The following is a 270-nucleotide window of genomic DNA, read 5'->3' on the forward strand; positions in this document are numbered from 1 at the left end:
CAGAGTACCAACAAAAACGGGGCCCCAGGGCCCCGTTTGCTATGTCACCACCATGGTGCCGGTCTGGCTCAGACGCCGAGGCCGGTTCCTGTGTCTTTCTTGGCGATCAGCTCAATCTTGTAACCGTCCGGGTCTTCCACGAAGGCGATGACGGTGGTGCCACCCTTGACCGGGCCCGGCTCGCGGGTGATCTTGGCGCCGGCGGCGCGCAGGGCGTCGCAGGTGGCGTAGATGTCGTCCGCTTCCAGGGCGATGTGGCCGTAGGCCGAG

At 65.6% G+C, this 270-nt stretch carries 1 protein-coding gene; it reads right to left on the bottom strand.

The features are described 5' to 3' along the window. Nucleotides 1–68: 68 nt before the first annotated feature. Nucleotides 69–270, bottom strand: a 202-nt coding sequence (locus tag B4920_RS26350) for a VOC family protein (protein WP_173862711.1), incomplete at its 5' end; no start/stop codon positions are given.

Source organism: Zoogloea sp. LCSB751 (assembly GCF_002028455.1).
In the GTDB taxonomy this organism is placed as follows: domain Bacteria; phylum Pseudomonadota; class Gammaproteobacteria; order Burkholderiales; family Rhodocyclaceae; genus Zoogloea.